Genomic DNA, 3,112 nt, shown 5'->3' on the forward strand with positions numbered 1-3,112 from the left:
GGGAACTGCCGGCCCCTGCCCGGGGCCGGCAGCGCGCGTCAGTCGACCGACGACGCGCTCTCCACCGTCGGTTCCCGGTCGACGTCGGCGTCCGGTGTCCGCTGTGCGTCCGTCGGCGGCTCCAGCCGGCGCAGAGCCGGCACCAGCAGGGCGAAGGCGGCGACCACCCCCCAGGCCACGGCGAGTAGGACACCCGTCTCACGCAGGCCGATCCCACTGATCAGCAGGCCGGCGACCAGCGTACCGACCGGAACCGCCGTGGTCGTGGCGGCGTTCTGCAGGCCCAGGACCCGACCCCGGTAGCGCTCCGGGATGCGTTCGGTGACCAACACCAGGGCCAGGGCCTGCATGGGCCCTGCGCCGAAGCCGGCGAGCGTGGCGGCGGCAAGCAGCACGGGGACCGGTGGGAGCAGGGCCAGGCCCACGGTACCCACCGCGGTGAGCAGTTGCGCGACGACGAACACCGTACGCCGGGACAGGCCCGCCCCGGCGATCGAGTACACGATCGACCCACCGATGCCGCCCACGGCGAGGAAGGCCACCATCAGACCGAAGCCGCCGGGCGAGTCGCGGCCGACGAGGTACACCGGGAGCAGGAGGTTCTGGAGCGGGGCCAGCACGAGGACGCTGATCGTCACCACGAAGGTCATCGCGGCGAGCACCCGGTCGCCGCCGAGGACCCGGAAGCCCTTGAGCAACTCGGTGCGGATCCCGCCGCCCGCCTCACCCGAACCTCGACCCAGCCGGGCCGGGAGGGTGAGCGTGGTCAGGGCCGCCGCCGCCGAACACGCCGCGGTGACCCAGAGGACCGTGGTCGGGTCGAAGAGGACGAGCAGGCCGCCGGCGGCGGCCGGGCCGACGACCAGGACCACGCCGTTGATCCCCTCGCGCAGGCCCGCCAGCCGTTCCAGGCCGACCCCCGCCGCCGTTGCGACGTCCGGCACCAGGGATTCGCGCGCCGTCATGCCCGGCACGTCGAGCAGCGCGCCCGCGACCCCGAGCACCACGAACCAGCCGACGGTGAGCCCCGTGACCTGGTCGACGACAGGGAGCGCGGCCACCGCCACCGCCGAGGCGAGGTCGGCCCAGATCGACGTCCGGCGGCGACCGAAGCGGTCGACGACCAGCCCGCCGGCCACTGCGGCGAGCAGCATGGGCAGTGCGCTCACCGCCGCGATCACCCCGGCTGCCGCCGGGTCCCCGGTGCGTACCAGCACGAGCCAGGGCAGGGCGATCGCGGCCATGGAGTTGCCCAGGAGGGACAGGGCGTGGGAGAGGAGGTACCGAATCAACACCTGGCTAATTCTGCGGGACGCGGGACCGCCGGCGACAGCCGAAATCGCGAAAGATCATGATTTGCCAGGAGGTAACGTCGGGCTTTCAGATACAGCACCGTATTAGGATATGGTGCTGTATCCGGGGCCGGAGCGCCCGCACTCCCGGCACCGTCGGCGGGACGCGAACCCGGCCGGTCTACCGCCTGTCCCCGGACGGGCCGCTGGTCCGGTGGAGCCGACGCCGGGCACCGGCGGAACCGTCCGCGCCCCGTTCGTCCCTGCCGGCCGGCTCCGGTCGACCGGTCGACCGGCCCACCCTCTGATGGGGAGATCCGCAGTCATGAGCAGCAACACCTACAAGGTCATCGTCCGTGGCAAATTCGCCCCGCTCACCGACGTGCAGCGCGCCGCGCTGCTCGCCCGGGCCGACGACCACGACCTCTTCTCCGCCCGCTTCACGTCGGAGGGCACGGTGACCTACGAGCGGTCGCTGCGCACGTTCACCTTCCGCTGTCTGGTCTCGGGCGCTCCCGACGACGGCGAGGCCGCGATCTTCGGCAAGGCGGAGCGGTCGGCCGCCGCCGCCGTACGGGAGCTGGGTGCGGACTGCACGGAGCTGAACTCCGTCTCCAGCGATCTTGAGGACATGCTCCGTCGCCGGAGCCGCTGAGGTGCCGGCCGGCACCCGGGAGGGAATTCGATGACCCCTGAAGAGCTTGCACTGCTGCTCGCCGACTCCGACGTACGTCAGGTCTTCGCCGCCGTCACCCTCGGCGCGGCCACCTCGACCGAGATCCTGGCCGCCACCGGGCTCACGGGGCAGCAGGCGGCCCCGGCGATCGGAAAGCTCATGCGGGCCGGGTTGCTCCGGATGGACGGCCCCGGGCGGCTCGCGCTGGCGGGGGAGAGCCTCGCCGGGGTGGCGGCGACGGCAGCCCGACGGCAGGAGGAGCGGGCCGTCGCCGACCAGCCGGATCCGGGGTTGCGCGGCTTCGTGCGGGGCAACGTCGTCGTCCGGCTGCCGGAGGAGGACGGTGCCCGGCGGACGGTGCTGCGGCACGTGGCGGGGCAGAGCTTCGCCCCCGACGAGCGGTACGACGAGCGGGTCGTGACCGACCGCCTGCGGCCGTGGTGCACCGACGGCGTGCTCGACGCGGTCACCCTCCGGCGTCTCCTCGTCGATGCCGGACTGCTGAACCGGTCGGCCGGCTGGTACGTGCTGGTCGCGTCCGCAGAGGAGCCGGTAGGCCGGTGACGCTCGACGCCACCCGGTCCACACCGCCCCGGATGCCCGGGAGGGAGCGGACCGGTGCCGCCCGGTGGGGCGACGGTGTCCACCGGGCGGATTGGTCGTTCGGCGCTCCCGCTCCCGCCGCAGCCCTGCTGTGGCGGGAGCTTTCCCGGCACGTGAGCGCCCCCTGTCCGCGTGGCGGGACGGATCGACCGGGTGTTTCGCGGGCACGGTGGTCATGCCCAACCGGGGTTGTCTAGTGTGACTTATATCGCAATAACAGTACTTAACGATCTAGGGGCCTGATGTTCGGTCCCGCTGTTGCGGGTGCGGCGAACCCCGGCCTGTGCTGGGGGATCGGCGGGGTCGAGGTGGCCCGGGGATGACCCCGGGTCGTGGCGGGCGGGTCGCCAAGCAATCACGTGTATCTATCGACGGACGGTGCCCTATGGGCTACGTTCCGAGAGCAGTCGATGACACGGGGTGATCTTTTGAGTCGCGCTCTGGCCACTTCTGGACGTCTATTTCACGAGAGAGGCGGATCTAGCGGGCAGCCGTTCGGCTGGCCACAGCTTCCGAGCCACCGGCATCCCGGCACCCCGTC

General features: G+C 72.2%; 3 protein-coding genes. 2 read left to right on the forward strand and 1 reads right to left on the reverse strand.

Annotated elements, in window-relative coordinates:
- Window positions 1-38 precede the first annotated feature (38 nt).
- Window positions 39-1,295 carry an MFS transporter gene (locus ACN268_RS01390; protein WP_421481339.1) on the reverse strand — a complete coding sequence of 419 codons (1,257 nt, stop codon included), beginning with the start codon at window positions 1,293-1,295 and terminating at the stop codon, window positions 39-41.
- Between the two features lie 322 nt (window positions 1,296-1,617).
- Between ACN268_RS01390 and ACN268_RS01395 the strand changes: the two genes are divergently transcribed.
- Both ACN268_RS01395 and ACN268_RS01400 read left to right on the forward strand, forming a co-directional pair.
- On the forward strand, window positions 1,618-1,947 hold the full coding sequence (locus tag ACN268_RS01395) for a DUF6204 family protein (RefSeq protein ID WP_421481340.1): 330 nt from the start codon (window positions 1,618-1,620) through the stop codon (window positions 1,945-1,947).
- A 30-nt stretch (window positions 1,948-1,977) separates the two neighbouring features.
- A complete protein-coding gene (locus tag ACN268_RS01400; RefSeq protein ID WP_421481341.1) occupies window positions 1,978-2,532 on the forward strand; it encodes a DUF2087 domain-containing protein in 555 nt (184 codons plus the stop codon).
- The last annotated feature ends 580 nt before the right edge of the window (window positions 2,533-3,112 follow it).

Source organism: Micromonospora sp. WMMD735 (assembly GCF_049178995.1).
GTDB classification, from domain to species: Bacteria; Actinomycetota; Actinomycetes; order Mycobacteriales; family Micromonosporaceae; genus Micromonospora; species Micromonospora wenchangensis.

Bases quoted from the DNA above. Each gene is read 5' to 3' on its own strand.
- ACN268_RS01400 (WP_421481341.1), top strand. From the start codon at position 1,978: ATGACCCCTGAAGAGCTTGCACTGCTGCTCGCCGACTCCGACGTACGT.
- ACN268_RS01395 (WP_421481340.1), top strand. From the start codon at position 1,618: ATGAGCAGCAACACCTACAAGGTCATCGTCCGTGGCAAATTCGCCCCG.